Source organism: Arthrobacter endolithicus, from assembly GCF_026627425.1.
In the GTDB taxonomy this organism is placed as follows: Bacteria; Actinomycetota; Actinomycetes; order Actinomycetales; family Micrococcaceae; genus Arthrobacter_M.
In genome coordinates this window covers 191,097-215,308 of sequence record NZ_JAPNLH010000001.1, presented here as the reverse complement: position 1 = coordinate 215,308, position 24,212 = coordinate 191,097, and the positions used below count along the sequence as shown (strand labels likewise).

Below are 24,212 nucleotides of genomic sequence, written 5' to 3'. Positions count from 1 at the left end.
TGGTGGGTCTGTTGGGACTGGCAGGACGGGAAGTCACGCTTACCTCTGCTTAGCTGGTGATGGGAGTGCTGATGTCAGTGTGGAATGAAGATTAGAGATCATAGCCGCTCTCACCCGGCCTGACAGGCCGGGAGTGCGGAGCTGTCCTTGCCGGCGGCGATGTGTGTGAGCGCGTCGTAAGCCTGTTGCAGGGTTTGAACCTTGACCACCTGCAGACCGGCCGGGACATGGCCGGCCACCTCGTCGCAGTTAGCGGCCGGAGCCAAAAAGACGGTGGCGCCGCTGTGCCGTGCACCAATCATTTTCTGCACGATCCCGCCTATCGCACCGACCGTGCCGCCCGGTTCGATCGTTCCTGTCCCGGCAAAGTGTTTGCCGCCGGTGAGATCCCCCGGCGTCAGGGTGTCGATAATCCCCAGCGCGAACATCATTCCGGCGCTGGGACCACCGACGTTATTGAGTGCAATATTGACGTCGAAGGGGAAACTGAACTTGTACTGCAGGGCAATTCCGAGCAGGTACTTGCCGCCGGCGCCTTTCTGCGGCGTGATGCTCTTGGTCAGCGTTTCGGAGCCGCGCCGCACCTGAACACTGACGGCCATACCGTTGCTGGCAGCTAATGCGTCCTGGATGACCTGCAAAGTCGTAACCGGCGCTCCGTTGACTGACACCAGGACGTCACCGGGCTCCAGCTGGCCTGCAGAAGCGGACTGCTGCGGAATCGCTGCAACCGCAAGCGTGGTCTGGTAAGAAATCTTCAACTGCGTCAAGGCAGCCGCAGTTGCATCCTCCTGCGATGTCGTCATGGCGACGGCGTTCTGGCTGTTCACATCCTGTTGACTGGTCCCCGGTGCGTACACCAGTTCTTCGGGAATCACCGAACGGCTGCTGTCCAGCCAGGCCCGGTACGCCTCAACGATATTGACGCTGGTGCCGGGGCCGCCGCTGACGTAAACAGTCACCAGGTCCAGCTGCCCGGTGGCAGGATATGTTGGATGGCCGCTGACTTGGATGACGGGTCTGGAGCCGTCCTTGCCCAACGTGTTGAAAGTGGGGCCTGGGGATTCGATCACATACGGCACGGGCAGCGTCAGGGCCACGATACACAATGCCGCCGCCAGTACACCCGAGACGAGCATGGTGATGAAGCGCCCATCGCGGGGCCGCTGGGGTGCGGGCGGCTTCGTCCAGGAAGTCCAGGCAGAGGCACGCCCGCCGGCGGGTGCCCCCTCCAGGGGTCCCCCCGTGTTCGGATCGCTCACAACTTATACCTCTCCTGCGCCCGATGCTGCCCGTACCTGTTACCCATCCCCGCTGTCCACACCTGTTTCATTCTTTGGCAACCATGCACAGATCTGTCTGCCTGACCACGTTGTCTTCGGACCGCTCCGCCAACACCGGCGACGCTGGACCCGCCAGCGAGTCCAAACCCCTAGCCTACGTGCTCCGGCGGAGGTTCGCCGGTAACGGTTTGACTGCCATTGGCACGGGCCGCTATGCCGGCAGCGAACGGGGAACGGATTTGCCGTCTGCGGCCGGTTGGCCGGTAGCGAACGGGCCGCCGCCGGGCAGACAAGAAAGCGCAGGCGGCGGTAACGTGAGGGTAAGAAGTTAGCCCTCCTAGGAACGGCCACACATGACATCGACCCCAGCAAATAACGATGATGAAACACCCAAAGATCCACTCTCGGAAATGCTGGCCAACCTGATGGGTGGCCAGGGCATGGAAGGGTTCGATCCGGCGGCGCTTGCGAAGGCTGCGGGCTTTCCGGATGATCCCAAGGCCCTGTCTGCGCTGTTTGCCCAGGTCCAGGCCATGATGAGCAATCAGAGCGATGAGCCGGTGAACTGGGAGCTGGCACACGACAACGCCCGGCAGGCCGTGGCCGGCGGGGATCCGTCCATCACTGCGGCGCAATCGCGGGAAGTGGACGAGGCCCTGCGTCTGGCGGAGTTGTGGTTGGATCCGGTTACGGATCTGCCCAGTACCGGTTTGATCGGCCGGGCATGGTCCCGTGCGGAGTGGGTAGAAGAGACGCTGGGGACGTGGAAGCGGCTCACCGAGCCGGTGGCGAACAGTATTGCCTTTGCCCTGTCAAATACGCTCAGCGAGCAGTTGCCGGAAGAAATGAAAGCAATGATGGGTGGGGCTTCGTCCATGCTGCAGAACATGGGCGGCGCACTCTTCGGCATGCAACTAGGGCAGGCGGTTGGGGCGTTGGCCCGCGAAGTGGTCAGCTCCACGGATATCGGCGTCCCGCTGGCCGATCTGCAGATGGCCCTGTTGCCGGCCAATATCGCTGTCTTCGGGGAGGGACTGGATTTGCCCGAGCAGGATGTCCGGTTGTTCCTGGCTGTACGGGAGGCGGCCCATGCCCGGCTCTTCGTTCAGGTTCCGTGGCTGCGCGGCCATCTCCTGGGCGCCATCGAATCCTACGCCCGCGGCATTCATATTGACATGTCCCGGATGGAGGAACTTGCCCGGGGTCTGGATCCCAGCAATCCGGAGGCCATCCAGGCTGCTCTCTCCGAGGGCGTCTTCATGCCGCAGCGCACCCCGGAGCAGGACGCTGCGCTGGCCAAGCTGGAAACCGCGTTGGCGCTGGTGGAGGGCTGGGTAGATGAACTCAGTTTTGAAGCTGCGCATAATCTGCCCTCGGCTGCGGCCTTGCGGGAGACGGTACGGCGCCGGAGGGCCACCGGCGGCCCCGCCGAGCATGCTTTTGGAGCCCTGGTAGGACTTGAACTGCGACCGCGCCGCCTCCGGGAAGCCGCCACCCTGTGGGCTGCCTTGAAGCAACAGCGCGGGATAGCGGGCCGGGATGCGATCTGGCAGCATCCGGATCTGCTGCCCACTGCCGATGACTTGGACGATCCGTCCGGCTTTGGCGACCGACGCAAACTGTTGGATGCCTCGGATTCCGATGTGGATGCGGCGCTGGAAAAGCTCCTGAAGGGCGATTTTGAGCAAAGTCCGGAAGCTGCGGCGCAGGCTGATCAGAAGGACGACGGCGAGTCCGGCGCAACGGACAAGGGCCAGGACGGCTCCGGCGCACCTAGCTGAGCAACTTTGCATTACTCACGGCGGGCTGCCGGTGAGAGGCTGGCTGCGGGTCTGGTTCGTCCGGCCCGCAACCGTCGCCGCCCTGCAACCCGCGGGACGTCGCATAGCTGACTCCCTCCAAGAAAGCCTTGGCCCGCTCCAGCTGCGGGTAGCCGCGCAGCAGCTCCCAAAACTCCGGCCCATGGGAGGCCACGAGCAGGTGCGAAAGCTCGTGCAACAACACGTAGTCCACCACCCAGTCGGGCATTCCTTGGAGCTTGTCGGAAAGCCGGATGGACCTCTGCGCGGGAGTTGCCGAGCCCCAGCGCGCATGCTGATTTTTCACCCATCGAACCGTTACCGGCACCGCTTTTCCGGCCAAATAGCGCGACGAAAGTGCAGCAGCCCGGGTCATCAATTCTGCGTCGACGCTGCCGCGGCGCTTTTCCGTACTCCTGCCCGCGCCGCCTGCCGGACCGTAGCCCTTGGTCTCCAGTTTTCCGACCATCTTGGCGACCCAAAGACGTTCCTGCGCGACGCTGAAGTGAGCCGGAATTGCCACCACGGCCGTTCCGCCTTCCCAAAATGCGGCCACTGTGCGGCGGCGCCGCGCTGACCGGCGGACGAGAACGGGCGCGCCACCGGCTGTGAGCTGGGCAGTGGGGGTTCGATCGGAATGCATACTTGCACGTTACAACCACCCTTGGACAACCTGCCATCCGGCCGGCGGGGCTGTGTACAGCTGCCAGCTGTGGATAACGTCACCGGGACCGGATGATTGTGCCAGCATCGAGCTACCGATCGATGAAGAACGTGCAGCAAGAACTCCGAGGTACATCATGAAGATCAATCCAGGCCTGAGAGTGGCTGCCAGGGACGCGCAGACCTTGCAGGTCGGCATGGGACCCGGCGGCTTTATCCTGGAAGGGCTCACCGCAGCGGATCTGACATTTGTCGCCCTACTGCGCCGCGGTACAGGCACCGCGGCAACGCCCGAGACCGCGGCCCTGGCAGCTCTGGACCGGACCCGAGCGGAGGAAATCATCCGTTCGCTCTCGTCCGTGTTGTTCGACGATGCCACACCGCTGGCGCTGCCGGGATACCGGGGCGAACGGTAGGCAGGAGACGCGGCCTTGGCAGCAGCCCTCTACCGTGTTCCGGCACAGGACCTCGTGGCAGCCCGCAGACGTTGCGTGCTGCGGCTGGTTGGCTTGGGCCTTACCGGCGCTGCGCTGGCGCAGGTCCTTGTCTCTGCCGGTATCGGCACTTTGCTGTTGGAGGACGGCAGGGCGGTGCTGGCGGCCGACGTCGGGCCCGGCGCCTTCAAAATGACGGACATCGGCATGAATCGCGCCGCGGCCCTTCGCCGGCACCTGAACAGCCTCGACCCAGCCTGCCAGTCCCATGTGGTCCGGCAAATGCCCGATGACGGGGCTGACTCTCAAACGTTGGATCTGGTGATTTACACCGGGCGGGACGCCGTCGATCCAAAAGGTTCGGCCCAGCTGATGCGCCGTGACCACCCGCATCTTGTGGTCCTGCAGCGCGAACAAGACGCCACCATCGGGCCGTTGGTCATCCCCGGTGAAACGGCCTGCGGCGAATGCGTGGAACGATACCGCGCCGAGGCTGATGCGCAGTGGCCGCGGCTCTGCGCCGAGTTGGGCAACCCGGGGCGAGACAGGCAGGCGCCGCCGGAGGAGAGCTCCATGGCCCTTTGCGTCGCGGGCTCAGCCGCACGCCAGGCGCTGCTGTTTCTCGACGGCGTCAACCGGCCGGCAAGCTGGTCCGCCGTTCTCACCTTCCGGGCATCCGACGGTAACTGGCTGCACCGCCGGTACGCACGCCATCCGGACTGCGGATGTCAATTTCAGCGACAGTTTCAGAGCGCGGACCCTGCAGGACTGGAAGCTCACTGAGCTGCATCTCTACGTCCAGGGCTGTGGCGTTCAGCTGGCGGAGTCCATCGTGAGGATTTCAAGGACGGCCTCGCCGTAGCGTTCCAGTTTGGCTGGACCAACGCCGGGCAACCCGGAGAGCTCCGCCGTGGACTGCGGCCTGGCTTCCGCGATCGCCACGAGAGTGGCGTCGGTGAAGACGACAAAGGCCGGAACCTCGGCCCGTTTGGACTCCTGCAGCCGCCACTGGCGAAGCGCGTCAAACGTCGCTTCCTCGTAGCTGGGCGGGCAATCGCCACACCGGCCCACCTTGCGCTCGGCCCCGGAGGAGAGCATCTTCCCGCAGACCCTACAAGTGGACGGCGCGGCCTCCTTACGGGTTTTACGTGTCGGGTTGGGTGCGGAGCCCGTCCCCGAGCTTCCAGGACTGCGAGCCGAATTAGGTCTGAGCCCGTCGAGGAAACGGGATGGCTTGCGATTGGCCCGACCGCCCGGCGTCCGGGCAGTCGACCAGGACAGGCCCAAAAACTCGCGGGCACGCGTGATGCCCACATAGAGAAGACGACGTTCTTCATCAACACTCTCAGCTGTATCCGCAAAGGAGATCGGCATTAGCCCTTCACTGAGACCGACCAGGAACACTGCATCCCATTCCAGCCCCTTGGCTGAATGCAAGGACGCAAGGGTCACGCCCTGCACCGTCGGAGCGTGCTGGGCGACGGATCGTTCCTGCAGTTCCAGCACGAAGTCAGCCAGGCTAAACCCGCCCTCCGCCGAACCTCTGCTTGCCACCAGCTCATCGGACAGTGCCACCAGCGCGGCCAGGGATTCCCATCGTTCGCGCACGGCACCCCCTGATTGTGGCGGATCGTCGGTGTACCCCAGGGTGGCCAATACATCCCTGACCAGCTGGCCCACCGGCTCCCCAGCGGTGGCGCGTGAGGCCGCCCGCAGTTGCAGGATGCCATCCCGGACCTCCTTGCGGGCGAAGAACCGCTCGCCGCCGCGCAATTGATAGCCAACACCGAGGGACGCCAGCGCCTGCTCATAGGCCTGCGACTGGCCGTTAGTGCGGAAGAGGACAGCGATCTCACTCGCAGGCGTGCCGTTGCGGACCAGGGCCTTGATCCGCACTGCCACCGCCGCTGCTTCCGCTTCATCATCGCTGCACTCGACGAACTCGGGCACCGGACCGGCTGCCCGCTGCGCCACCAGGTGCAGGGGCGCGGACCAGCCGGCGTCCGCCGCGGGACCGGCGCTGCGGCGTGCGGCCAGCAGTGAATTCGCCAGTTGCACGACCTGCGGCGTGGAGCGGTAATCCTTGACCAGCTTTACCAACTGAGCCTTGGGGTACCGCGCGGGGAAGTCAAGGAGGTGCCGCGAGGTGGCTCCGGTGAAGGAATAGATGGTCTGGCTGGCATCTCCGACCACGCAAAGGTCCTCCCTGCCACCGAGCCAGAGATCCAGCATGCGTTGCTGCAGCGGGGAAACGTCCTGGTACTCGTCCACTACAAAATGGCGGTACTGCTCCCGCACCGTAGCCGCTACCCGCGGATCCTCCTGCAGGATTCCCACGGTAATCAGCAGCACGTCCTCGAAATCAATGACGTTTCGGTCCGTTTTGACGTCCTCGTACGCCTGGAAGAGGCGGCCGACGGCGGTCCGGTCCAGCCCGCCAGGCTCCCCCCGATCCTGCGCATGCGTCAGATACGTTTCCGGCGTCAGCATAGAGACCTTAGCCCACTCAATTTCGGCGGCAAGGTCCCGGATCGAAGCGCGGTCTGACGCGAGCCGCAGCCGACGAGCCGCCTCTGCGATCAGCTGCGCCTTGTGGTCGAGCAGTCCGGGAATAACACCACCTACGGCCTGCGGCCAGAAAAACTGAAGTTGGCGCAGAGCGGCCGCATGGAAGGTCCTCGCCTGGACACTGCCTACGCCAAGATCTCGTAACCGGGCGCGCATTTGAGCGGCTGCTCGTGCCGTAAATGTGACAGCCAGCAGGCGTTGCGGGTTGTAGACACCGCTGTGCACCCCATAGGCGATCCGGTGGGTAATAGCCCTGGTCTTTCCAGTGCCGGCTCCGGCGAGTACACACACCGGTCCCGTCAGCGTCGTCGCGACGGTTCGCTGCTCGTCGTCGAGACCGGCCAGAATCCGTTCCTCCAGCGTCCGCTCATCGAGAACCGGCGCCAGTTCTTCAGTCATTCAGCCACCTCCCCGGCTTCAAGAATCCTGCCGCCGTACCAGTGCTCAATCAGGGCGCGGGCAATTGACGTCCGTGCTGAGATCACGACCTCCCCGCGGCTGACCGCCTGCTGAAGTTCGTCGCGGCTGAACCAGCGCGCCCGCGTGATCTCCACACCGTCCGGAACGGCCTCCGTGTCGTCCGTACGGGCCAGGTAGCCGAGCATGAGCGAAGCCGGAAAGGGCCACGACTGTGAACCTAAGTAACTCGGCGAATGCAACCGCACCCCGACCTCCTCGCCGATCTCACGCACTACGGCCTGCTCCAGCGATTCACCGGGTTCAACAAATCCGGCCAATGTTGAATAGCGATTGGCTTCCCATTTGGATCCACCGCCGAGCAGGATGCGCTCATCCGGGCCGACAACGGCGACAATTATGGCCGGATCCGTGCGCGGGTAGTGCTCCGAATTATCCTGCGGACAGCGCCGGACCCAGCCGGCAGCCTCGGCGCGGGTGATTGCACCACAGAGCGGGCAATGTTTGTGGGTTCGGTGCCAGTTGGCTATGGCGCTCGCCTCGATGAAGATACCCGCGTCCGCTGCGGGCAGGCTAAGGGCAGCTTCGCGGTATCCCGCCAGACGCGTACCGGCCGGCGCCATGCTGAGCAGCGCTGCCGCAGCTTCCGCCGGCAGGACAACCAGCAGCACATCGTCCTCCGGCGACAGCCCCGTCGACACCGAAGCGGGGCCTGGTCGCTGCACCTGCGCGGGCTCCACGCCAAACACCCTGGCGGCCGCCGCCGTCGCCCGCCCTAAATAGACCGCCAGCCCATCCGTCGGGAGCCGGCGGGCATCCACAAATACTATTTTGTCCGAGTGGATAAGGGTTTTGCCATCGACAAGGATCATGCATCGACTCTCACCCGAGGCCCGCAGGCCCTCGAGAAAACCGGGAGCCGACCGGCGCTCGCAGCCCCGGTCCAAGACGGCTTCGGTCCACGGCAGCGGTTCGGTTTGGATCATCTATCTACCGTACGCAGTCAGACCGACATTGCACATTCCGCAGGCGCACCTTCGCACCGGCTGCATCCCGCCGCACAGCCCTGCGGTTTCCCGGAAGTTGCCGATCCGGTGGATGTGGGATGCATAACGGTTCGCGCGACTCGCCGCGCTGAAACGCCCCTCTTCACAGCTGGCCGCCTTACGGTGGAGGGGTGAGACGAATGACACCCATCGAATTGGCCGCGGTAGCGACTGCAGCCGTGCCCGGTCTATCCCCTGTCGCCTGTGCCCCGGAACCGGACGACGCGGCGGATTTTGATTCTGCGGTGCTGCTGGACGGGGACCGCAAACGCTGGCGTGTCCGGTCGCCACGCCATCCGGAAGCCAGCGCCCGGCTCGAGACGGAGCTGCTGGTACTGCGGGCGTTTCCCCCGGGCGTGCGCGCCGAGCTTCCGTTCCTGCTGCCGACAGTGGCCGGCACCGTACGCCGCGGCGACTTGACGACCTTTGTCTATTCCCACTTGTCCGGCGTAGCGCAGTCAGTGGAAGAGTTAGCCGCAGGCGGGGCTGTTTTGGCGAAGGAAATCGGCGCCGCGATGGCCGCGATCCACGACCTGCCTCCGGGCCTGGTGGACGGGGCGGACCTGCCCAGCTATACCGCCAACGAATTCCGTCAGCGTCGGCTGAACGAGCTGGATCAGGCCGCAACGACCGGTAAAATTCCCCCCGCACTGCTGCGTCGATGGGAACACGCTCTGGAAGACGTAGCGCTCTGGCGGTTCAGCCCGTGCGTGGTGCATGGTGACCTGCACGAAGACAACGTTCTTATTGAGGGACGCCGAGTAATGGCCGTTACCGGCTGGACCGATTTGAAGGTCTGCGATCCCGCCGACGACTTTGCCTGGCTGGTGGCCATTAATAACCAGCCGTTCGTGGATGCTGTCCAGGAATCCTACGCTGCCGCGCGCAAAGACATCACGGATCGCCACTTGCTGCGCCGTGCAGCACTCTCGGCCGAATTTGCCTTGGCGCAGTGGCTGGTCAAGGGAGTAGCCGCCAATGACCAACGGATGGTGGCCGAGGCAGAGGACATGCTGCGGACGCTGGAGAACGACATTGCAACATTTGGTGGCCAGCCGATCAGTACAGAGCCGGAAATCCACGCGACCGCTTCGGCAGCTAAGGCCGGGACTGCTGCGGGCGTCGCAGGGACTGCCTCGGGTGTTGCCGGAACCGGCTCGCGCGCCGTGGGGCCCGCTGCTCCCGTAGCTGAAATCACTGTGGAAGTCAGCAGCAGCGCGGAGGCGAGCAACAAGGTCACGGTGGGTACCATAAATGACGCGGGCACGAGTGGCCCCCGTGCTACAACCACCGGCAGCGCGGCCACCGATGTCACAGTGCCTGCCGAAATTACGGTGCCTGCCGAAGGCACAGCCGCCACCGAAGGCACAGCCGAGGTCACCGCTGCAGCCGGTGGCGGCGCCAACCAGGGCTTCAGCGGGCCGAAGGTAGCCGCAGCCCGGGAGACGGCCGGGCCCGGGACTGCTGCTCAGGAAACTGCCGCAGCTGCCGCCGCCGCCGCTGGCGTTCCCCATGCAGTGGATCCAGCGGCCGCGGCGGCCGCTGACGATACCCGTACCGCCACGATGAAGGTTATTCCACTGCACTCACGCTGACGCGTCCCGCCGATCCACAGTGCCCGGTTCCTCGACCGCACCGGACGCGCCAGCTGAGTAAGCCGAGCTGACGATGCGTTCCAGCTCGACTTCGCCCGCCAGATTATGCGGACGGATCAGTTTGTCCTGTCCCACAAAGTAGAACGCGGCCCGGACGTCCCGTAGCTCAACCCCCTTGAGTCGGGACCAGGCCAGCCGATAGACGGCGAGCTGCACTGATCGGACGCTCAGCGCCGCCGCGGACGGCACGCGGCCGGTTTTCCAGTCGATCAGATCCCAGGCGCCGTCCGCGTCGCGGAACACAGCGTCGATTCTGCCCCGGACTACAACATCTCCGACACGAGTCTCTACGGGTACTTCCAGCATTTCCGGCGTCCGCTGGGCCCAGTGCGAAGCCCGGAACGTCGCCTGCATCAGCTCCAACCCGTAAGCTTCATCGACGTAGCTGTCCGCACCCGGGACTTCGTCGAGGTCCAGCTGACCGGACGTGCCAAAATATTCCTCCACCCATGCGTGGAAGGCCGTCCCTTTCCGGGCGGCCATTCCGGGTTTACGGGGCACGGGCCGGCGAAGGTTGCGCGTCACTGCGGCCGGATCGTCTCCGAGGTCGACCAGCAGGGAGGCGGAAATATGGGCCGGCATTTGAACCGGTGCCGTACGGGACTGCAGACCTCGCTGCGCCAGCAGGAGCGACGTTTCCTTTCCCCAGCGGGGATTCAGCGACAGGAAATCAGCGTCTGCCGCTATCGAAGCAGGAGACTGATTCTGTCCCCGTTGCGCGAGCCGGGCCAATTCGGCGTAAACCGCGCGTGCCGAAGCTTCCACCGCATTACGGCGTCCGGTTTTCTTCTGCCCGGATACCTGCCGGCCGGTGATCCGAGGTCCTTCCAGCGGATCATAGGGCCACTGCGCGCTTTCAATTCCGGCTGTGAGCGGGTTTCCTTCGCCCGGTTCACCTTCTGGAAACCAATCGCCCAGGACTGCCTGCCGGGGGGTCAGCTCGGTCAGCGGCAACAACTCGGTCAAAAAAATCGAGGCAGCCGTCGGTTTTGCCCGCCCGGCGCTCCAGGCCGTGGAGGAGCACATGAGGAAATTTTTTGCACGGGTGAACGCTACATAGGCCAGCCGCCGCTCTTCTTCTTCGCCATGGGCTTTGACGTCCTCCGCGTAGAGTTTCTCAGTGTCCAGCCAGCCCTTCTGGTCAGGCATCGACAGGTCCCATTCCGGCAGGTCCTCGCTGTCGCCGCGCAATGGCCACGGCAGCGAGGCAGCACCTTGAGACCAACGGTTCACCCGGCCGCTGGGGAACGCACCCTCGTTAAGTCCCGGGACATAGACTACGTCCCACTCCAGCCCCTTGGAGGCGTGCACTGTCAGAAGCTGCACCGCGTCCGGGTTCACCTCCGGCTGGGTCATTTCCAGGCCATTCTCCTCCGATTCAGCCGTTTCCAGCCAACCGAGAAAAGCCAGCAAATCCACTCGATCAGCGGTCTGCATGAAGTCCGCGGCGGCGTCCGCAAACGCGTCAAGATTCCGCCGGGCGTGGTGAATGTTGGAATTCGGTTTGGCAGCCAGTTCGATATCCAACAGCATGGTCCGCTCAACTTCGCCGAGCAGGCTTGTCAGGTCATCACCGACAAAGCTGCGCAGATACCGAAGCTCGTCCCGCAGGGCCAGCAGTCGCTCCAATCCCGCTGGCGTCAGCGTGCGGACGAGCCCGGCCGGCCAATAATCCCGTTTAAGCTGGTCCAGGCCCTCGACCAGGCTGGAACCATCCACCAGGTCGAGTTCAACAGCAGTGTCCGCGGCCGGGCGCGGAACGTGTTCCCCCGACCGGTCAGTCACAAGGCCGGATGCCGCGGCGTCCGCGTCAGGCTCCTCCCGGACGTCCGCCGCATATTCGCGCTGCCTGGCCAAGTACCTCGACCAGTCCGCCAGAGCCATCAGATCCAATGGCCCGACCCGCCAGCGTGCACCGGTAAGCAGCCGCATCAGTGAATCCGAGCGCCCTGGATCAGCAAGCACCCGTAGGGTAGCGACCAGATCAACTATTTCCGGCGTCTCCAATAGTCCGCCCAAGCCGACTATCTCATAGGGAATGCCGCGTGCTTCAAGGGCACTTTGCAGCGCCAGGAACTGCGCGCGACGGCGGCACAGAATTCCGACCGTCGTCGGCTCCAAAGCCGACGACACCAGCCGCCGGCCAGCTCCTGCGTCCCGTTCGGCACGGAAGTCCTTTTGCGACAAAATGCTGGCGGCCACGGCGTCCGCCTCATCCACCACGGTGGCGTAACGTGCCAGCAGCACCGTGCCGGCCGCGGCATCGTCCTTCTGCCGCAAGGGTGAGACGGTCACTGCGGGCCCGGCGTTCCGGCGTTGGGCTGACTTCCGACGCTGAACCGCGTTCAGCTCGCCGGACATGACATTGGCGGCATTGAGGATGTTGATGGAATTCCGCCAGGCAGTTGTCAGTTCCGCCGTAGCAGCGAAGCCTCCGGTGCTGGTGCGGAAGATCTCGGGGAATCGGAATAGCTGCCCGGCCGATGCGCCACGGAAGCCGTAGATCGACTGATGCGGATCGCCCACTGCCGTTACGGGGTGGCCGTCGCCGAAGAGCTTGGCAAAGAGCTGCAGCTGCGCATGGGATGTGTCCTGGAACTCGTCGAGCAACACCACTTTGTAGCGTTGGCGCTCCAGTTCAGCTGCCTGCGGCACCTGATCAGCAATCTGCGCCGCAAGTGCCACCAGATCTCCGTAATCGAGGGCGTTGCGGTTGCGCTTGGCCACCGTGTAGCGGACGACCATCTCCGCCACGCTGCCTCTGGTCCGTAGCACATCGACCAAATCTGCCGCCCCTTTAGTGGAGGCACGAACCTTGCCTTCCAAGTACGGCAGGGCCGCAAGCTGCTCCGCCAACGCCTCCACGGTGGCGCGCACATGAAGCGGATCCTGCAGATGCTCGGAACATTCCCCGGCCAGATCCAGCACGGCCTTGACCAGCGTCGACTTGGCCGCGGAGAAATGCTCGTACCCGCCGTCATAGGCTTCCACGACGTGACTGGCCAACTGCCAGGACTCCGCACCTCCCAAGACCACAGCGTCCCGCTCGATCCCCAGGCGCAGGCCGTAATCGGTGACGATGCCGCTGGCGTAGGAATGGTAAGTGCTGACTTTGGGTTCCAACGCCTCGGCAGCGACCGAACCGAGCGCAAGGGCGCCCTTTCCTGATCGTGCCAGTGCTGTCAGCTTCGCCAGCTGGCGGCGGATCCTCCCGGCGAGCTCTCCCGCCGCCTTTCGGGTGAAGGTGACGCCCAGAATTTCCTCCGGCAGGACGTAGCCGTTGGCCACCAGCCACACCACTCTGTCCGCCATCGTCGTGGTCTTTCCCGAACCAGCACCGGCAATCACCAGCAGCGGCTCCAGCGGCGAGGAGATGATCCTGGCCTGCTCTTCGGTGGGCGGAAACGCCCCGAGCAGCCCGGCGAGTTCATAGGGCGAGACGTGCGTTTGCCGATCGTGGACTGGCTTGTCCGTGACATCAATACTCATTCGGTGATCTGCTTTCCTGCGCTGCACAGCGGACAGATTTGCGGGACCGGACAGCTCCCGTTCATGCTGCCGCTTCCGGGATCATGGACGGCCTCGAAGGTAGCGCCGGACATCAATCCGGCGGCTTTGCGGACAAGCGGCGTCGCCCAGTCGTCCCGTGGATTCAGGGCTTCCTGCTCCTGAACGTTCAGTCCCTTGGTCCCGTCTCCCAGTTGGGCCAGTCGCGCTCCACCGGTCCGGGTTGCGCTGCTGACACCCGCCAGGCCTGCGAAAGCGCCAGCCGCCACGGCTGCCTGATAGGCGCCCAGCTGAGGGTGCTCAGCGAGTTCGGCGGCCTTGGGCTTCCGCCGTCCGGTTTTCAGGTCGATGATGACGAGGTTTCCCTCCGCATCGATTTCCAGCCGGTCCACCTGCCCACGGAGGGTAATGGCGCGGTGAACCTCCGTTTCGGGCCCCGCCCCTCCGGGGAGGTGCGCTTCATCAGCGGCAGCGCAAAGGTCCACACTGAAATCCTTTTCCACAGCGAGCAGGCTGCGGCCTTCGGTTCGCATCTGCACCACATACTGCGCGAGCTTGCGGACCATTTCCTCCGCACGCTTGAAATCCAGTTTCCCTTCCCAATTTTCCTTCATCCCCAACGCCGGCCATCGGCGCTGCAGCTCAGCAAGGTATTCGTGCCCTGCAGCGTCCGGGTGTTCCTGGGCAATTGAATGCACCAAGGTGCCCAAACTGCGCGCGAAGTCAGTCGCCGCCTCTCCCCCGGCCGCCTGAACGAACCAATTGAGCGGCGACTTCAGGACGGCTTCGACCTTCGACGGGGAAACCTTCACCGTTTCATCCGGTGGAACGATAGGGGCCCTTGAGCTCAACGGAGCCAGCCCCCACCAGGCATCCGGTGCCGCTCCCGGTGCACCAGCTGCAGCGAGGACCGCGAGCATGCGTGCAGCTTCCGCTGCCGGTTGGGCCCGCGCCGATCCAGTCTGCCCCGCAACAGCTGGAACCGCTGCCGGCAGCACTGTTGCGGGCGCTCCGGCCTCCGATTCCTGGCGCAATTCCGCCACCAGCGAACGCAAGGTCATGGGCCGGCGGACCTGTTCCACCGGCCGGCCCTGCAGCGGGTTGGCCGGTTCCGGACCGGCCGGAGGAGCTTCCCAGGGCGCAACTAGGTCCAGGAACTGCGAGGGCTGCAGGTCCGGGGACGAGGCGGCGGTGCAGATTAATCGTTCGCTGGCACGCGAAATCGCAGTGGAAAAGCTGCGTAATTCGTCATAACGGATCTCCCGCAGGCGCGTGGCAGGGCCGAGTTGCCGCGCCGCTGCCGGTCCGCGTTCCAAGACATCCACCAGCAGTTGGCTGCCGAGCAACTCACCGCGTAGCCGGGTGTCCGGCCAGATTCCTTCCTGCAGACCCGCAACAATCACCACAGGCCATTCCCGTCCCGCGGCGCTGGCCGGCGTCAGAATTTCCACGGCATCGCTGCGCTGGGCACGTGCCGCAAGGGTGTCCATCGGCAGTTCCTGGTTCAGCAGATATTCCAGGAACTGCCGCGGACTTGAGCCGGGCAGCTGATCAACATAGCGTTCCGCCGTCTGGAAGAGCGCCATGATCGCATCCAGATCGCGGTCCGCACGTATTCCTGCCGGACCACCGGCAATCGCCTGGGCCGCCCAGTAGTCGGAGCAGCCTGCCTCGTCCCACAGCGCCCAAAGGACCGTTTCGGCATTTGCCCCAGGATCCGCAGCAGCTTTGCGCCCGGCGGCCAGCATCCTTGACATTCTCTCGGCGTTCTTCCCGTCCCAGCCCAACTGCGAGAACGCGCCCGGATCCAGCAAGGCCTCCACGAGCAGGGCGTCACTGGCCTTCCCGCCGCCGCCGCTGCGCTCTTGACGGCGCAGCGCCTGCCGAAGCCGCCGCAGGTTGATCGACGTCGATCGCCCCAGCCGCGAGGTCAACAGGGAAACGGCGAGCTCGGCATCGAGCAAATCGGGGTCGAGCACCACGCGAAACGCGTCCAGAAGAGGCTGCACGGCGGCCTCGTCGCGGACTGCATTTTCCGCAACGGGCACCTTGACATCAATCCCCTGGCCGCCCAAGTACCGCTGCAGCTGGGCCAGCTGCGTGCCGGTGCGGACAATCACCGCAATGTCCGCCAGCCGCCGGCCTTCGTGGTGCTGCGCGTCGAGAATCCGCTCGGCAATCAATCGGAGCTCGTGGACCTCGGATGCCACCAGATGGGCGGTCAATGCCGCCCGCACGGCTGCTCCCCCGGGGTGCGCCGTGACTGCGGCGTCCTCCTGGTCTGCCGCGATAACAGGCGTCGCTTCCAGGACCCGCGCCTTATGGCCGCCCTTGCTTTGCGAAATCCGCTCCGCAACCCGGCCCCACCCCTGTGCGAGTTCCGGGCACAGCCGATGCGAGGTGCTCAGGACGGCCTCAGCGACAGAACCGCTGCCGGCCAGGCGCTCGCGGACCTGCCCCGCGAGGTCCGGACGGGCACCGCGGAACCCCTGCACCACGGTGTCCGGGCAAGCGGTGATGAGGACATCCTTGCCGCGGCCCAGCAGTGCCAGCAGGCGATGCACCGCTTGGTTCGCTTCCTGGATATCATCGACCAGGATCAGCTGCAGGCGGTTCCGTTCCCTGTCAAGGTACTCCGCATCCGCTTCGAAGAGTCCAATCACGGCGGTAATAATGCCGGCGGGGTCAAAGGAACCTGACTTACCCCAGTCCACTACGTCGCGGTACTCCCCATAGAGCACGGAGGCCGCTATCCAGTCCGGCCGCGCGTTCTCCTGACCCAGCCCGGCGAGATCGGCCGGCGTCAGGCCATATTCAATAACGCGGTCAAAGAGCTGCCGGACTTCCTGCCGGAAGCCGCGGGTTCCCAGCGCCTCACGCAAATCCTCGGGCCATGTCGGGGCGGTGCCCAACCCCAGGCGATGGCCGTCGAGGAGCTCCTTGATGATCAGGTCCTGCTCCGGACCGCTGAGCAGCTTCGGCGCGCGCTCCAAGTGCGGCAACCGGCCTTCTACCTTGGCACGGCGCAGCACATCAAAAGCATAGGAGGCCCAGGTACGGGCCGGGGACGTACTCAGGCTCCGGTCCAGCCGGGCGCTGAGCCCGTCCCGCAGCCGCGCAGCCGCCAGCCGCGATGGACCCAGCAGCAGCACGCCCGCCGGATCGACGCCGTCGTCCTCAATCCTTTTTACTGCTGCTTCCACCAGAACGGTGGATTTCCCCGTCCCCGGGGCACCCCAGATCAGCACCGGCCCGCTGCCCGTTCCAAGCCGGACCACGGCATCCTGGTCCGGGCTGAGCACGGGCTCGCTCCCGGCAGCGCTCCGGTGCGCGGCGTCGGGGCGGACCAGTTCGAGAATCGATGTCTGCGTCATGAAACCACTCCATCATGAGGTGCTGACATTGTGGCGCCGGGCGTATCAGCGGCCGCCGCCGTGCGGGCGGTCAAGCCGTCCCGGATACGGTCCAGGAGAACAAATTCCTGGTCCGTCGGCTGCCAGCGAGCGGCAGCGATGTCCACCCGCCAGGTCTCCTGGTCGCCGGGTGTCCTGGCCGGACGAAGCGCGGTCCCCTCCTGGCGGTAGTGTTTCAGGGCGCGTGCATCATGGCAGGCCGGCGGCTGTCCGCCGGCCCTGATCACCCGCCACCATGCAACGGCGCTGCCGTAGCGGGACATCACCGCACCTACTTGCCGGGGACCGCCGTCATTGAGCAGAACCGCAATGTCGCCATAGGCAAGCACGGCGCCGACCGGGATGAGGTCCACCACTTCCAGCACCGCATCTATGTACTGAGCACGCATATCCACCAGCCTAATGGCGCGCGGTCCGGCATCCGCGTATCTGCTGGTGGCTAAGCCGTGGCACGGCGCAGAACCCGGACGGACGGCGGGTTCCGCCGGATCGTGTCGGTGGCACCCCGTACGGTGGATTTATGAACAGTTGGCATACACGTCCACGGGCAGCGTTCGACGTCGAGACCACGGGCCGGGACCCGCGGGAGGCACGGCTGGTCACCGCATCGATTGTCGTGGTCGACGACGGCGGGACCGTAACTGCCGAACACGAGTGGCTTGCCGATCCCGGCATCAAGATTCCCAATGAGGTAACGGCAATTCACGGTGTGACGACGGAACGGGCGCGGCGTCACGGACTTCCGGCCGAACGGGCCGCTGCTGAGGTGTCACAGGTGCTGGCCGGCCTGTTTGCCAGCGGCATCCCCGTGATCGCGTTCAACGCCTGTTATGACTTCACCGTGCTGGCCCGCGAATCCTTCCGGTACGGGGTGCTGCCGCTCAATGCCTTGCCCGTGATTGACCCCTATATCTGCAACAAGCAGGTGCATAAATACCGCAAGGGGAGGCGGACGCTGGGGGCATTGTGCAAGGAATACGGCGTCGGCCTTGAGGATGCGCATACCTCGGCCGCCGACGCCCTCGCCACGATCCGACTCGCCGATGCCCTGGCGGCGCAGTTCCCCGAGCTGCAGCTCGAGGCCGCGGCCCTGCACGCCTCGCAGATAGGCTGGGCCGCGGCGCAGGCGGCGGATTTTCAGGACTATCTGCGCCGCAAAGACCCCGCTGCCGTTATCGAGGGGCACTGGCCCGTCCTCATCTAGGCCCCGACGGGAACTACCTGCGGTCCGGTAGGACATATCTCACACATGTACAGGGCGGTCGCCGGACCGCCTGAAGATGCCGCGGTGATTTTGAACGGTCGCGCCCGAACAGCCCGCAGCAGGGCGTTATTGCGCCCGTGCCGAATTCTGTTCGGTCTATTGCTCCAAAAAGCGTGCAAAGTTTGTGTGCCACGATATCCCGGGCCCAGTGACATACTTTAGTTCGGCCAGCCGGGCCCTGCCGTCGTGCCGCCAGGCGCAGCTTTGGCCACCTCCAGTCGTAAACAGCGTGCGCATCGCTGCGGCCAAATTGTCTATGAAAGTGAATGCCCCCATGAAATTCAAAGCCTTCAAGTGGCTCTCCGCCGTTCCGGTCGCCATCGCGTTGACCATCTCACTTTCCGCCTGCGGCGGCAGTGCCGGCAGCGCCGGCAGCGGAGCCTCGCCCACGGATGCCCTGGCCGGCAGCGATCAGCAGTCCCTGGACAAGTACACCACCAAGGATGTCACCGCCGTGGACGCGATCGATAAGTCCAAGCTGGGCCTGATCGTTCCCGGAACCATCACCGTTGGCACGCTCTCCGACGCCCCGCCGAACATCTTTATCGACAAGGACGGCAAGTTCACGGGCTTCGACAACGAACTGCTGCGTGCCGTCGCCGCCAAGCTGCAGCTGAAGGTGGAGTTCAAGTCCACCGATTTCGCCGGCCTGCTGGCCCAGGTACAGAACAAGACGTTCGACGTTGGATCGTCGTCCATTTCGACCACCGACAAGCGCCGCCAGAACGTTGGCTTTTCGAACGGCTACGACTTCGGCTACATGGCCGTTGTCGCCAAGACGAGCGCTGCCGTCAAGGGCTTCAAGGACCTGACGAACGACACTCGTGTTGGCGTGGTGCAGGGCTCCGTGCAGGACGATTACGTCACCAACACCCTGAAGATCGAACCCGTCCGTTTCACCGACTACAACACTGTGTATGCGAACCTGAAGACCGGCCAGATTGATGCCTGGGTGGCCCCGTCACAGCAGGCGTCCGGGCAGGTCAAGGACGGCGACGGCACCGCGATCGTTGAATCCATTATCAACACGCAGAACTTTGTTGCCTACGCGGTCAATTCGAAGAACCAGCCGCTGATTGATGCCCTGAACTCTGGCCTTGACGCCGTCGTCGCCGACGGCACATGGAGCAGTCTGTCCAAGCATTGGTACCCGGAGCGGGCCATCCCGACCGACTGGAAGCCCGGCTCCAAGGCTGTCGTCTTCCCGAAGGGCTAGCATATGGATGCATTCCAGCAATTCCTCAAGACGTTTTTTGACTGGAAGGCGATGGGGGAAGTCATTCCCCAGATGCTCACAGTCGGGTTGCCCAACACCCTCATCCTCGCCATCATCTCCGGCGTCCTGGGATGCATCCTCGGCCTGATCCTGGCTGTGATGGGCATTTCCCGCAACGGGGTGGCCCGCTGGATAGCCCGCGTTTACACGGACATCCTGCGCGGTCTGCCTGCCATCCTGGTCATCCTGGTGATCGGCATTGGCCTGGGGCCGTCGTTCCGGATGCTGACCGGCAGCACCAGCCCGTTTCCGTTGGGTATCCTGGCCCTTACGTTGATGGCCGGCGCCTACATCGGTGAGATTTTCCGGTCGGGCATTCAAAGCGTTCACACGGGGCAGTTGGAAGCGGCCCGGGCCCTTGGTTTCAGCTACGGCTCGGCCATGTTCCTGGTCGTGATCCCGCAAGGTATCCGAAGAGTGCTGCCGGCGCTGGTAAACCAACTGATCTCGCTGATTAAGGACTCGTCCCTGATCTACGTGCTTGGCCTGCTGGCCAGCCAGCGGGAAATCTTCCGGATCGGCAACGACGCAATGTCCAACTCGGGCAACCTCTCTCCGCTGGTGGCCGCCGGCGTCCTTTACCTGATCCTGACCATACCGCTCACACATCTGGTCAACTTCATCGACAACCGACTGCGCATCGGCAAGCCCGCCAAAAAAGAGCCGGATGACGTTGCCGCCGCCGTCGGAAAGGGCGTTTAGACCATGACCGTATTGACCTCCGGCACCCTGACCGGCAAGAACCTGCACCTGTCCTTCGGGCACAACCATGTCCTGCGAGGAATTGACCTGCACGTTCCGCAGGGCACCACTGCTTCCGTGATCGGCCCTTCGGGCTCGGGCAAGTCCACGCTGCTGCGCGTGATGAACCGGCTGATCGAACCGGACCAGGGTGACATACTGCTGGACGGCCGCTCGGTCCTGCAGGACAACCCGGACGAGCTGCGCCGGCGCATCGGCATGGTGTTCCAGCAGTTCAACCTTTTCCCACACAAGACCGTGGTGGAGAACGTCTCGCTCGCGCTGCACAAGCTCCGCAGGATGCCCAAGGACCAGGCGCGTGCCGAGGCCCTTGAGCAGCTGGATCTGGTGGGACTCAGGCACAAGGCCGAGGCCCGCCCGGCAGACCTCTCCGGCGGACAGATGCAGCGTGTGGCGATTGCCCGGGCGCTGGCCATGAAACCCGAGGTGATGTTCTTTGACGAGGCGACCTCGGCTCTGGACCCCGAGCTGGTCAAGGGCGTGCTCGCGCTGATGGCGGATCTGGCCCAGTCGGGAATGACCATGGTGGTGGTAACCCACGAGATGGGGTTCTGCCGCAACGTCTCGGACACCGTGACGTTCATGGACGCCGGCGTTGTGGTGGAGACGGGGTCCCCGGACCAGCTCTTTACCGCGCCGGAGACTGATCGCCTCAAGAGGTTCCTCTCCGACGTTCTATAGTCCGGGAATCGGTTCACACCCCGCCCGGGGACGGCCTGATGCCAGACAAATGGACCGATGCCGTGGAAATTTCCACGGCATCGGTCCATTTCAGCGGCATCGGCACCGGATGTGCCTGGCCCGCATACGCACTAGGCTGCTGCGGCAGCCCTCGCGGCACCCGGGAGAGCGTCGATGATCCGGTTCATGGCGTCGTCGTCGTGCGCTGCGGACAGGAACCAGGCCTCAAAGACCGACGGGGGCAGGTACACCCCGGCATCAAGCATCGCGTGGAAGAACGGCGCATAGCGGAAGGACTCCTGGCCCTGCGCATCCTCGTAGTTATGTACGCCGCGTTCGGAGGTCCCGAAGGCGACGGAAAACAGGCTGCCGGCGCGCTGGATGGAGTGGTCCACCCCGGCCGTGGCCAGCGCCTGCGACAGCGCTGCCGAGAGCTGCAGCGAACGGGCGTCCACGGTGTTGTAAACATCCGCCGTCGCTGCCCTCAGGGTGGCAACCCCGGCAGCCATCGCCACTGGATTCCCGGACAGCGTCCCGGCCTGGTAGACCGGGCCCAGCGGCGCCAGATAGTCCATCACGTCCGCGCGGCCGCCCAGTGCCGCCGTCGGGAGCCCGCCGCCAATAACCTTGCCAAAGGTGAACAGGTCCGGCGTCCACGCGGCAGCAGAAAATGCATCGGCCGGGCTGGCGGTGAGGCCCCAATAGCCGGCTGGCCCGGTGCGGAATCCGGTCAGCACCTCGTCGAGTATCAGCAGCGCACCATGTTCGGCGGTGATCCGCGACAGTCCGGCGTTAAAGCCTTCCCCCGGGGTTACCACGCCCATGTTCGCCGGTGCGGCTTCGGTGATCACCGCGGCGATGCTGTGGCCGTGCCGGGCGAAGGCTTCCTCGACCGCACCCAGATCGTTGTACGGCAGCACCAGGGTTTCGGCGGCGGTGGCTGCCGTCACCCCTGCCGAGCCGGGCAGCGCCAGGGTTGCCAGACCTGAGCCGGCGGCCGCGAGCAGCGAATCAAGGTGCCCGTGATAGCAGCCGGCAAACTTAATGATCAGGTTCCGGCCGGTGAAGCCGCGGGCCAGCCGGACGGCCGTCATTGTCGCTTCGGTGCCGGTGGACACCATGCGCAGACGTTCCACGGCGGGCACCCGCTGCTGCACCAGCGAGGCCAGTTCGGCCTCGTCCGGCGTCGATGCGCCAAAACTGAGGCCGCGGTCGACGGCGGCATGCACCGCAGCGAGTACGTCCGGGTGGGCATGCCCCAACAGTGCCGGACCCCAGGAACAGACCAGGTCCACATAGTCCCGGCCGTCCGCGTCGGTTAGGTACGCGCCCTTGGCTGAAACCATGAACCGCGGCGTTCCACCCACGGAGCCGAAGGCGCGCACCGGGGAATTCACCCCGCCGGGCATCAGGGCCTTGGCCCGGTCAAAGAGTTGTGCTGAGATGTCTGTGCTGCTCATACGTCCATTCTTCCAGCCCAGATGGGCTTAAGGGTTTTTCAGCCAGTCGGCCAGTTCGGCGGCCCAGTAGGTCAGGACCATGGAAGCCCCGGCCCGCTTAATGCTGAGCACGGATTCTTCAATGGCACGGCGTCTGTCGATCCAGCCGTTCGCGGCCGCGGCTTCGATCATCGCGTATTCGCCGGAGACCTGATAGGCGGACACCGGAACCGGGGACATCGCAGCCACGTCGGCAAGGATATCCAGGTAGCTCATGGCAGGCTTTACCATCACCATGTCCGCCCCTTCGGCCAGATCCAGCTGCACCTCCAGCAGCGCCTCGCGCCGGTTACCCGGATCCATCTGGTAGGTCCGTCGGTCGCCGGCCAGCTGGGAGTCAACGGCTTCCCGGAAGGGGCCGTAGAACGCGGACGCATACTTCGCCGCGTAGGCAAGCACGGACCGTTCCTGGAATCCGGCGGAGTCCAGGGCCTGCCGGATCACCCCCACCTGACCGTCCATCATGCCCGACGGCGCCAGCACCTGGGCACCGGCCCTCGCCTGTGCCACGGCCATGTCCGCATATATTTCCAGCGTCGCGTCGTTATCCACCCCGCCGGAAGCGTTGAGCACTCCGCAGTGGCCGTGATCGGTAAATTCGTCCAGGCACAGATCGCTCATCACCACCAGCTCGTCCCCCACCTCGGCCCGGACATCGCGGATGGCCTTGTTCAGCACACCTTCCGGGTCCAGTGAACCGGAGCCGGTGGCGTCACGCGTAGCGGGGACGCCGAAGAGCATGATGCCGCCCACCCCGCGTTCCACCGCCTGAACCGCCGCGCGTTTGAGCGACTCGGTGCTGTGCTGGACGACTCCTGGCATGGAGCTGATCGGCACCGGCTCGCTCAGCCCCTCGCGGATGAAGGCCGGCAGGATCAACTCGGTGGGTGCCAGCCGGTTTTCGGAGGTCAGGCGGCGCAGTGCGTTGGTGGCGCGCAAGCGGCGCGGACGGTGCTGCGGGAAACTCATCAGGACTCCTATAAATCGACGGGATAGGCAGTAATAGCGGGCACTGCAGGCATGCTCGCCATCCGGCCCGGAACGGCACAGCTGAGTGCTTCCACGATGCCGGCCGGAGTGGCTTTTTGGGCCGTAGCGGCGACGCTCAGACCCAGCCGAATGGCCTCGTCATGAGTGGGCCTGCCAATGGCAATCAGCAGGCAACCTTTGGGCAATGGGGCCAACTGGCGGGCGATGCTGCGGGCGGCGCTGCCGGACGCGGCGACGACGGCGTCAAGTCCGCCGGCGCCGATCAGCGTCTTCGCCTGCGCCGGCGTCAGCTCCGGAACGCGTGTACTGCTGCCCGGGCCGTCACTGGCAGCAGATCCGCCGTGGGCACCAGGGTCACCGGAAGCCAGCACCGCGGTTAGCCGCAGCTCGGGATGGGCGGGATAGTCAACCGTGACATAGGCGGTGACAGCGTCAACCGTTGCCCCGGCTCGGGACAAGCCTTCAGCCAGCGACGGCTCTGCGAGGTTTGAATGCGGCAACAGCACCCGCGCCGCACCCGGCGGCCAGAGGTCGACCAACCCTGCTGCGGACTGGTTATCCTCCGGCGCGAGCTCCACAGCCAGGCCCTCGGCCTCGAGCACGCGGCGCGAGGACGGACCGATGGTTGCGATCCGCGTTCCGTCCGGAACCAGTTCGGCCAGGGTCGTGGCGTGCGCGGCGCACCACTGCTTGAGTGCGCGAATCGTGCTGATACTGCTGACCACCAGCCAGTCGTATTTCCCGGCCGCGAGCGCTTCCAGCCGTTCGGAGAAGGCCTTTTGGTCCCCGGCAAGCTCGAAGTCGATCAGCGGCACCAGGTACGGGCTGGCACCGTGTTGCTGCAGTGCCCGAACCAGGGCGTCCGCCCGGTCGGGACTGCGCGTGATGGCGACCCGGAGTCCGCCCAGAGCGGAGTCGCCCGACACGTTTGACCGCGGTGCCTGATCCCTCGGAA

18 protein-coding genes are annotated in these 24,212 nt (G+C 64.9%); 8 read left to right on the top strand and 10 right to left on the bottom strand.

Translation table 11 applies throughout. From position 1 onward, the window contains the following. Positions 1-110: 110 nt before the first annotated feature. Complete coding sequence (locus OS914_RS01065; protein WP_267544205.1) at positions 111-1,262, bottom strand: YlbL family protein; 1,152 nt, start codon at positions 1,260-1,262, stop codon at positions 111-113. Positions 1,263-1,636: 374 nt separating this feature from the next. Here OS914_RS01065 and OS914_RS01060 point away from each other — a divergent pair, with 374 nt between their 5' ends. After that, positions 1,637-3,064, top strand: a complete 1,428-nt coding sequence (locus tag OS914_RS01060) for a zinc-dependent metalloprotease (protein ID WP_267544204.1) — start codon at positions 1,637-1,639, stop codon at positions 3,062-3,064. Here the strand turns inward: OS914_RS01060 and OS914_RS01055 are convergent. Beyond that, the gene (locus OS914_RS01055) at positions 3,057-3,725 is read right to left on the bottom strand and encodes a M48 metallopeptidase family protein (RefSeq protein ID WP_267544203.1); all 669 of its coding nucleotides are present in this window, start codon (positions 3,723-3,725) and stop codon (positions 3,057-3,059) included. The two genes, OS914_RS01060 and OS914_RS01055, sit on opposite strands and share 8 nt — an antisense overlap. A gap of 157 nt (positions 3,726-3,882) precedes the next feature. On the opposite strand from OS914_RS01055, the gene OS914_RS01050 reads away from it, so the two are divergent. Together OS914_RS01050 and OS914_RS01045 are read left to right on the top strand one after the other, a co-directional pair. After that, positions 3,883-4,161, top strand: a complete 279-nt coding sequence (locus OS914_RS01050) for a hypothetical protein (RefSeq protein WP_267544202.1) — start codon at positions 3,883-3,885, stop codon at positions 4,159-4,161. A 15-nt stretch (positions 4,162-4,176) separates the two neighbouring features. Further along, positions 4,177-4,962 carry a ThiF family adenylyltransferase gene (locus OS914_RS01045; RefSeq protein WP_267544201.1) on the top strand — a complete coding sequence of 262 codons (786 nt, stop codon included), beginning with the start codon at positions 4,177-4,179 and terminating at the stop codon, positions 4,960-4,962. Between the two features lie 30 nt (positions 4,963-4,992). On the opposite strand, the gene OS914_RS01040 is transcribed toward OS914_RS01045, so the two are convergent. Together OS914_RS01040 and nudC are read right to left on the bottom strand one after the other, a co-directional pair. Next, positions 4,993-7,146: an ATP-dependent DNA helicase UvrD2 gene (locus OS914_RS01040; RefSeq protein WP_267544200.1), complete on the bottom strand. Its 2,154-nt coding sequence runs from the start codon at positions 7,144-7,146 to the stop codon at positions 4,993-4,995. After that, on the bottom strand, positions 7,143-8,150 hold the full coding sequence (gene nudC, locus OS914_RS01035) for an NAD(+) diphosphatase (RefSeq protein WP_267544199.1): 1,008 nt from the start codon (positions 8,148-8,150) through the stop codon (positions 7,143-7,145). The genes OS914_RS01040 and nudC overlap by 4 nt, the downstream gene beginning before the upstream one ends. A gap of 200 nt (positions 8,151-8,350) precedes the next feature. On the opposite strand from nudC, the gene OS914_RS01030 reads away from it, so the two are divergent. Continuing rightward, positions 8,351-9,805 carry a macrolide 2'-phosphotransferase gene (locus OS914_RS01030; RefSeq protein WP_267544198.1) on the top strand — a complete coding sequence of 485 codons (1,455 nt, stop codon included), beginning with the start codon at positions 8,351-8,353 and terminating at the stop codon, positions 9,803-9,805. Here the strand turns inward: OS914_RS01030 and OS914_RS01025 are convergent. The 3 genes from OS914_RS01025 to OS914_RS01015 are packed head-to-tail and all read right to left on the bottom strand — an operon-like array spanning position 9,797 to position 17,174. Continuing rightward, a complete protein-coding gene (locus OS914_RS01025) occupies positions 9,797-13,354 on the bottom strand; it encodes an ATP-dependent helicase (RefSeq protein ID WP_267544197.1) in 3,558 nt (1,185 codons plus the stop codon). The genes OS914_RS01030 and OS914_RS01025 overlap by 9 nt on opposite strands. After that, entirely contained in the window at positions 13,351-16,746 is a 3,396-nt protein-coding gene (locus tag OS914_RS01020; RefSeq protein WP_267544196.1) for an ATP-dependent helicase, read from the bottom strand. Before OS914_RS01020 ends, OS914_RS01025 begins: the two co-directional genes overlap by 4 nt. Continuing rightward, positions 16,743-17,174, bottom strand: a complete 432-nt coding sequence (locus OS914_RS01015) for an MGMT family protein (RefSeq protein WP_267544195.1) — start codon at positions 17,172-17,174, stop codon at positions 16,743-16,745. The genes OS914_RS01020 and OS914_RS01015 overlap by 4 nt, the downstream gene beginning before the upstream one ends. Before the next feature lie 131 nt (positions 17,175-17,305). On the opposite strand from OS914_RS01015, the gene OS914_RS01010 reads away from it, so the two are divergent. The 4 genes from OS914_RS01010 (at position 17,306) to OS914_RS00995 (ending at position 20,768) form a co-directional block, all read left to right on the top strand. Then, positions 17,306-17,989, top strand: coding sequence for a 3'-5' exonuclease (locus OS914_RS01010; RefSeq protein ID WP_267544194.1), 684 nt, complete (start codon positions 17,306-17,308; stop codon positions 17,987-17,989). 334 nt (positions 17,990-18,323) lie between these two features. Beyond that, positions 18,324-19,265: an ABC transporter substrate-binding protein gene (locus OS914_RS01005; protein ID WP_267544193.1), complete on the top strand. Its 942-nt coding sequence runs from the start codon at positions 18,324-18,326 to the stop codon at positions 19,263-19,265. A gap of 3 nt (positions 19,266-19,268) precedes the next feature. Next, the gene (locus OS914_RS01000; RefSeq protein WP_267544192.1) at positions 19,269-20,027 is read left to right on the top strand and encodes an amino acid ABC transporter permease; all 759 of its coding nucleotides are present in this window, start codon (positions 19,269-19,271) and stop codon (positions 20,025-20,027) included. Between the two features lie 3 nt (positions 20,028-20,030). Beyond that, the gene (locus tag OS914_RS00995) at positions 20,031-20,768 is read left to right on the top strand and encodes an amino acid ABC transporter ATP-binding protein (protein ID WP_267544191.1); all 738 of its coding nucleotides are present in this window, start codon (positions 20,031-20,033) and stop codon (positions 20,766-20,768) included. A gap of 131 nt (positions 20,769-20,899) precedes the next feature. On the opposite strand, the gene hemL is transcribed toward OS914_RS00995, so the two are convergent. From hemL to OS914_RS00980, 3 genes are read right to left on the bottom strand one after another with little or no spacing between them, the layout of a single operon-like run. Then, positions 20,900-22,228, bottom strand: coding sequence for a glutamate-1-semialdehyde 2,1-aminomutase (gene hemL, locus OS914_RS00990; RefSeq protein WP_267544190.1), 1,329 nt, complete (start codon positions 22,226-22,228; stop codon positions 20,900-20,902). Positions 22,229-22,255: 27 nt separating this feature from the next. Continuing rightward, on the bottom strand, positions 22,256-23,236 hold the full coding sequence (hemB, locus tag OS914_RS00985) for a porphobilinogen synthase (protein ID WP_267544189.1): 981 nt from the start codon (positions 23,234-23,236) through the stop codon (positions 22,256-22,258). A gap of 8 nt (positions 23,237-23,244) precedes the next feature. Then, a complete protein-coding gene (locus tag OS914_RS00980; protein ID WP_267544188.1) occupies positions 23,245-24,183 on the bottom strand; it encodes a uroporphyrinogen-III synthase in 939 nt (312 codons plus the stop codon). Between the last annotated feature and the right edge of the window lie 29 nt (positions 24,184-24,212).

What these genes read in the sequence shown, in the direction of transcription:
- OS914_RS01060 (WP_267544204.1), top strand. Translation starts at nt 1,637, where the DNA reads ATGACATCGACCCCAGCAAATAACGATGATGAAACACCCAAAGATCCA.
- hemL (WP_267544190.1), bottom strand. Translation starts at nt 22,228, where the DNA reads ATGAGCAGCACAGACATCTCAGCACAACTCTTTGACCGGGCCAAGGCC.
- OS914_RS01050 (WP_267544202.1), top strand. Translation starts at nt 3,883, where the DNA reads ATGAAGATCAATCCAGGCCTGAGAGTGGCTGCCAGGGACGCGCAGACC.
- OS914_RS01055 (WP_267544203.1), bottom strand. Translation starts at nt 3,725, where the DNA reads ATGCATTCCGATCGAACCCCCACTGCCCAGCTCACAGCCGGTGGCGCG.
- nudC (WP_267544199.1), bottom strand. Translation starts at nt 8,150, where the DNA reads ATGATCCAAACCGAACCGCTGCCGTGGACCGAAGCCGTCTTGGACCGG.
- OS914_RS01020 (WP_267544196.1), bottom strand. Translation starts at nt 16,746, where the DNA reads ATGACGCAGACATCGATTCTCGAACTGGTCCGCCCCGACGCCGCGCAC.
- hemB (WP_267544189.1), bottom strand. Translation starts at nt 23,236, where the DNA reads ATGAGTTTCCCGCAGCACCGTCCGCGCCGCTTGCGCGCCACCAACGCA.
- OS914_RS01030 (WP_267544198.1), top strand. Translation starts at nt 8,351, where the DNA reads ATGACACCCATCGAATTGGCCGCGGTAGCGACTGCAGCCGTGCCCGGT.
- OS914_RS01040 (WP_267544200.1), bottom strand. Translation starts at nt 7,146, where the DNA reads ATGACTGAAGAACTGGCGCCGGTTCTCGATGAGCGGACGCTGGAGGAA.
- OS914_RS00995 (WP_267544191.1), top strand. Translation starts at nt 20,031, where the DNA reads ATGACCGTATTGACCTCCGGCACCCTGACCGGCAAGAACCTGCACCTG.
- OS914_RS01010 (WP_267544194.1), top strand. Translation starts at nt 17,306, where the DNA reads ATGAACAGTTGGCATACACGTCCACGGGCAGCGTTCGACGTCGAGACC.
- OS914_RS01015 (WP_267544195.1), bottom strand. Translation starts at nt 17,174, where the DNA reads ATGCGTGCTCAGTACATAGATGCGGTGCTGGAAGTGGTGGACCTCATC.
- OS914_RS01005 (WP_267544193.1), top strand. Translation starts at nt 18,324, where the DNA reads ATGAAATTCAAAGCCTTCAAGTGGCTCTCCGCCGTTCCGGTCGCCATC.
- OS914_RS01025 (WP_267544197.1), bottom strand. Translation starts at nt 13,354, where the DNA reads ATGAGTATTGATGTCACGGACAAGCCAGTCCACGATCGGCAAACGCAC.
- OS914_RS01000 (WP_267544192.1), top strand. Translation starts at nt 19,269, where the DNA reads ATGGATGCATTCCAGCAATTCCTCAAGACGTTTTTTGACTGGAAGGCG.